Genomic DNA, 5,359 nt, shown 5'->3' with positions numbered 1-5,359 from the left:
CCCTACACCCCTACACCCCTACAGTTAGTACGAATTTCATAGGTATTTGATAATGAGTGATTTGCTCAATTCTGAAACGAAATCCGGCGGTAATTTAATACCTCCGTCCCAGGAACAAACCGATGCTTTGCTGGAAGCGGTTAAGGAGCAAATGGATCTGGACACCTTCAATCCCAATGATCACGAACTCCTCAAAAATTTGATTGAGTCTTTGGGAGATTCACGGGGCTTGGTTAGGATGCGTGTTGCGGAGACACTCGGTCAAATTGGTGAGTTGGCAACCCCATTCTTATTGGAAGCATTGGCACATCACCCGAATGTGGTTGTGCGTCGCGCTAGCGCCAAAACTTTGACAATTATCGCCGATCCAAAAGCAGTTCCGATTCTGGTAAACTCTTTCCTGAATGATGAGGACACAGTTGTCCAGGGTTCATCAGTCGGCGCGCTTGCGAGGACAGGTGAAGCAGCTGTACCAGCCTTGCTGGAAATTTTAGCGGACTCAAATTCCTCTGAAAATACCAAGGGTCATGCCGCATGGGCGCTGGCATTTATCGGGGCACAGGCAAAGGAGTATATTTATAAGGAAATTGACTCCTCATCGCCTGATGTTCGGGCTGCTGTGGTTGGGGCGATCGGCAAAATTCTCCAAGAAAATCCCGAAGAAGAAGCATTTCAAATTCTCGTTAACGCCCTGGGCGATCCAGACACAAGTGTACGGTGCGAAGCAGCAGCAGTTTTGGGCAACTTGACCTATCGACCAGCAGTTGCCAACCTGATTTCGTTACTGCATCATCCTGATTGGGAAAGCCGCAAAGCAGCAGCACTGGCATTAATGAAGATTGGCGATCGCACGGCATTAGAACCCTTGCAAGCGGCGTTAGGGCAAGAAAGTGAAACAGGGGTTCAACCAGTGATCAAGTTGGCGATTTCTCAAATAGACAAACAGTCAGAGCAAGATGACGACTGGGAATAAGAAATCCAGACTGGAAGTCATATGAAATCTCAATGGGACTGTGTATTGCAAAAACTGGGAGAGTGGCACGGATCATTCACCCGTGTCTCGCCCCAGGGAAAACTTATGGAGTAGCTTAACCCTAGTGACTGAACACCGAATACGTTAGTACAAGAACTTCAAGATTGTATTTGTTAGCATACGTTAGCGAAAAAGTATCGGTAAAACATGAAGCCTGAACTCAGTGAAGCAGTCAAAGAACTCATTCAAAAAGCGAGAATTGTCAGTTTTTCCAGCTGGGAGACGACGCACCCAAGAGCGATCATTCCCCTGTTTCAAGCAGCCGATGATCAGGGGCGATATCTCACCGATGAAGATTTACAGCAGATCCAAACCCTCTCCCCCCAAACCTCAGGATTCATTCCAGTCGCACGGCTGTTGCGCGATCGCGTGACTGAAATCGTAGACGAAGCGAGAGTTCAAGTGCTGATAACCTTCCCTGACATTACTCAACCCGGAGGTGGTCTTTACCCACCAGGGCGTGCCGAAGCCTGCTGGCGTGATTTTTGGCACTTTTTGCGCTGCATCACGTATGGAATTGCTGGTCAGAGTACTGATTACACAAGCCCCGCAGGACTAAACTACATGAACATGCTGTATCAAGAATTACAAGTTCCTTTAGATGCAATGGTGGTTGGCTTGGAAAATATTAAAATTGCTAGTTTGAAACGGATTGATTCTGAGCAGCAAGCAGCCCTCGCTCCCTATTTTGACCATCTGATCACTCAACTGAAATCTTTCAAACCGTGAATAGCAAGACACTGATAACTGATAACTGATACCTGATAACTGAACAATGGATTCCTCTCACGCAGTCAGCTCGGCAGTTGCCAAACTTTACAACACCTATCCCTTCCCTCCAGATCCGCTTCTAGATGAACCCCCACCAGGATATAACTGGCGGTGGAATTGGAACACAGCTTATAACTTCTGCACGGGGCACAAACCTAACCGGGAAAATATTCGTATCTTAGATGCGGGATGCGGAACGGGAGCAGGAACAGAGTATATCGTACACCTAAATCCCCATGCTCAGGTAGTCGCGATTGATTTGAGTGCAGGGGCGATCGCAGTTGCCCGCGAACGTTGTCAGCGTTCCGGAGCTGATGGTGTTGAATTTCACAACCTGAGTCTGTATGATGTGGAACAGGTATCCGGTGAATTCGACTATATCAATTGCGTTGGCGTTTTACACCATCTCCCCGACCCCATTAAGGGCATACAAAGTCTAGCGGGTAAGCTCGCTCCGGGGGGGTTGATGCATATTTTTGTCTATGCCGAATTGGGACGTTGGGAAATTAGCCTGATGCAAAAAGCGATCGCACTCCTCCAAGGCGATCGCCGTGGAGACTACGAGGATGGGGTGAAAGTCGGTCGGGAAATCTTTGCCAACCTGCCGGAAAATAACCGACTGCTGAAGCGGGAAAAGGAACGTTGGTCGCTGGAAAATCACCGCGATGGTTACTTTGCCGATATGTACGTCCATCCCCAGGAAATAGACTATCGCATCGATACTTTGTTTGAGTTGATTGATGCCTCTGGGTTAGAGTTCATCGGCTTCTCAAATCCTTTGTACTGGCAATTGGAACGCTTGATTGGTCAACAACCAGATTTGATGGAACGGGCAGCACATTTGAGCGAACGTCAACGCTACCGTCTGACTGAACTTCTTGATCCAGAAATCAGCCACTACGAATTCTTCCTCGGTCGTCCTCCAATATCCCGCATGGATTGGTCAGATGACGCGACTGTTCTCAATTCCATTCCCGAACGCAGTCCATGCATGGAAGGATGGCCAAGTCAAGTCATCTTAGATTATAACTATCAAGTCGCGAAACTCAGTGAAGCAGAGTATGCTTTCTTAGAGGCGTGCGATCATGCTCAGGCACCGGAAACGGTTGAGACATTAATACAGAACACGGGGATGGATTTGGAAGGAGTGCGATCGCTCCAAAAACGCCAGTTGATTCTGCTTACACCGAACCCCCAGTAACAATGTGACTCCTGAGGAGTGAGTGATTTGTTGGTTCAATCTCTATTACGTTTGAGCGTATTATAGTACTGCAGTACTATGCCAGGAGGCAATCAAAAAGTGCTAATGCCTCTATCGTCACGGGTTACGAGTGGGTAAGGCAGCAGTCTACGCTCAGGCTGTGCGTAAACGTTGAATATTCCTGATCGGTGGCGCACCGAACATGCGGGCATATTCGCGGCTGAACTGCGAAGTGCTCTCATACCCAACCTGATAAGCAGCCTGGGTCGCATCAGCATTCTCGGCAAGCATAATCTGACGCGCTGTCAATAGTCTCAATTGTTTTTGATATTGCAGCGGACTCATTGAGGTGACTGCCTTGAAGTGGCGATGGAACGATGAAGGAGACATATTCGCTTGCTCTGCCAAATCCTCAACCCGCAACGGCTTTGCAAAATCAGATTTGAGCCGTTTGATCACAAGAGCAATCCGCTGCATGTTGCTGCCAGAGGTAGCAATCTGACGAACCGCTTCGCTTTGTTCACCCATGAGTAAACGGTAATAGATTTCGCGGATGATTATCGGTGCTAGAAACGGGATATCCTGCGGTGTATCCAAAAGCTTTGTCAGCCGGATGGCGCAGTCAATCAACGATGGATCGGCATCGCTGATGAACCAGCCTCTGACTGATTCTTTCTGACCTATGTCTGGGTTGGTTTGAGCAATGATGTCACAGAGTTGGGCTGAGTCTAGCTTCAGCTTAAATCCCAGATAGGGCTGATCGGGTGTCGCCTTTATCGCACATCCACTCAGTGGCAAATCGACCGAAACAACTAGATACTGAGCGACACCGTACCAATAGCTTTCGTCATTCAGCAACACTTCTTTTTTGCCCTGCACCACAATGCCAAGAATTGGTTCGCTAACACTGTGAATTGCTTTGGAAGTATCACATTCTCGCGTGAACGCTAAGGGATCGATCGCAGTTGTATGGAAACCGTTTCCCTTGCTGTCAGTGTGCCTCGCAACCAATGCCGCCAGTTCTTCACATTTGGTGATCGCTGTCTGGTGGCTCAGTGTCTCAATCGTCATGTTGAATTTTTGACTGATTTAACCATGTGCTTATTATAGGAAATATTTCTTCGTTGCCAATGCCTTGCTTGAGAGGATTAGGCAATCATCTGCAAGGTTTGTGTATTCATGCTAAAGCCGATCGAGCCTATGATGAAACCATGCCGCAAGATAAGACTGAAAATCGCAAGTTAAATCAGGAGAACGAAGAGTGAAAACACGTCAACTCGGCAGAGAACTGGTGGTTTCAGAACTAGGGCTAGGCTGCATGGGCATGTCTGAGTTCTATGCAGGGCGTGATGAGCAAGAATCGATCGCCACAATTCACCGCGCTTTAGAACTCGGTGTCACGCTGCTGGATACGGCTGATATATACGGTCCCTTCACAAATGAACAATTGGTGGGCAAAGTAATCCGCGATCGTCGAGATCGGGTTGTGTTAGCCACTAAGTTCGGTAACGTCCGTGGCACCGATGGTCAATTTTTGGGCGTGAGCGGCAAACCAGAATATGTGCATCAAGCGTGTGATGCTTCATTGCAACGCTTGGGAGTTGATGTCATTGACCTTTACTATCAGCATCGGGTTGATCCAACGGTGCCGATTGAAGAGACCATCGGGGCAATGGCAGAACTGGTGCAGCAGGGCAAAGTCCGCTATCTTGGTATGTCCGAAGCGGCTCCCGCCACGATTCGACGGGCACATGCAGTTCACCCGATTACTGCCCTGCAAACGGAATACTCCCTGTGGAGCCGTGATCCAGAAGATGAGATTTTGCCGACTGTGCGCGAGTTAGGCATTGGCTACGTGGCTTACAGCCCGCTCGGTCGTGGATTTCTCTCAGGGCAGTTCACCAGCCCAGAAGATTTTGCTGAAGATGATTATCGCAGAAATTCACCCAGATTTCAGGGCGAGAATTTCTACAAGAATCTGCAATTGGTAGAACAGGTGAAAGCGATCGCAAAAGAAAAAGGCGTGACACCCAGTCAACTTGCCTTGGCGTGGCTACTGGCTCAGGGCGATGACATTGTGCCGATTCCGGGTACAAAGCGACGGAGCTACCTGGAAGAAAACATTGGCGCAACTGATATTACGCTGACTTCTCAAGAGTTGAGCCGAATTGAAGCGGTTGCTCCCAAAGGAATCGCCGCTGGGTCTCGCTACGCACAACAGCAAATGAAAGCGCTCAATCATTAAAGCCTTTTCACCTCTAATCTCTTGAAAAAGCGCAAAAAATAAACCGTAGAGAGTGAATTTGCGGTGTGGATGTTCCTCCCGCACTCGTTCGCGGTGGGCGCAGAGAACA

Annotated in this window: 6 protein-coding genes; 5 read left to right on the top strand and 1 reads right to left on the bottom strand. The window is 48.6% G+C overall.

The window, feature by feature from the left end:
* The first annotated feature begins 52 nt into the window (after positions 1–52).
* From DP116_RS04025 to DP116_RS04010, 4 genes are all read left to right on the top strand, one after another.
* A complete protein-coding gene (locus tag DP116_RS04025) occupies positions 53–973 on the top strand; it encodes a HEAT repeat domain-containing protein (RefSeq protein WP_169153949.1) in 921 nt (306 codons plus the stop codon).
* Between the two features lie 21 nt (positions 974–994).
* Positions 995–1,087, top strand: a complete 93-nt coding sequence (locus DP116_RS04020; protein ID WP_169153948.1) for a DUF3598 family protein — start codon at positions 995–997, stop codon at positions 1,085–1,087.
* Positions 1,088–1,180: 93 nt separating this feature from the next.
* On the top strand, positions 1,181–1,762 hold the full coding sequence (locus DP116_RS04015; RefSeq protein ID WP_169153947.1) for a bilin-binding protein: 582 nt from the start codon (positions 1,181–1,183) through the stop codon (positions 1,760–1,762).
* Between the two features lie 46 nt (positions 1,763–1,808).
* Positions 1,809–3,005: a class I SAM-dependent methyltransferase gene (locus tag DP116_RS04010; RefSeq protein WP_169153946.1), complete on the top strand. Its 1,197-nt coding sequence runs from the start codon at positions 1,809–1,811 to the stop codon at positions 3,003–3,005.
* A gap of 153 nt (positions 3,006–3,158) precedes the next feature.
* On the opposite strand, the gene DP116_RS04005 is transcribed toward DP116_RS04010, so the two are convergent.
* Positions 3,159–4,016 carry an AraC family transcriptional regulator gene (locus tag DP116_RS04005; RefSeq protein ID WP_246275473.1) on the bottom strand — a complete coding sequence of 286 codons (858 nt, stop codon included), beginning with the start codon at positions 4,014–4,016 and terminating at the stop codon, positions 3,159–3,161.
* A 250-nt stretch (positions 4,017–4,266) separates the two neighbouring features.
* Here DP116_RS04005 and DP116_RS04000 point away from each other — a divergent pair, with 250 nt between their 5' ends.
* Positions 4,267–5,250, top strand: a complete 984-nt coding sequence (locus DP116_RS04000; RefSeq protein WP_169153944.1) for an aldo/keto reductase — start codon at positions 4,267–4,269, stop codon at positions 5,248–5,250.
* Positions 5,251–5,359 lie beyond the last annotated feature (109 nt).

The organism is Brasilonema bromeliae SPC951, from assembly GCF_012912135.1.
Lineage (GTDB): Bacteria > Cyanobacteriota > Cyanobacteriia > Cyanobacteriales > Nostocaceae > Brasilonema > Brasilonema bromeliae.
This window is presented reverse-complemented; position numbering and strand designations above follow the sequence as displayed.

Excerpts from the sequence above, each read along its gene's own strand:
- DP116_RS04025 (WP_169153949.1), top strand. The coding sequence starts at position 53 with ATGAGTGATTTGCTCAATTCTGAAACGAAATCCGGCGGTAATTTAATA.
- DP116_RS04020 (WP_169153948.1), top strand. The coding sequence starts at position 995 with ATGAAATCTCAATGGGACTGTGTATTGCAAAAACTGGGAGAGTGGCAC.
- DP116_RS04015 (WP_169153947.1), top strand. The coding sequence starts at position 1,181 with ATGAAGCCTGAACTCAGTGAAGCAGTCAAAGAACTCATTCAAAAAGCG.
- DP116_RS04010 (WP_169153946.1), top strand. The coding sequence starts at position 1,809 with ATGGATTCCTCTCACGCAGTCAGCTCGGCAGTTGCCAAACTTTACAAC.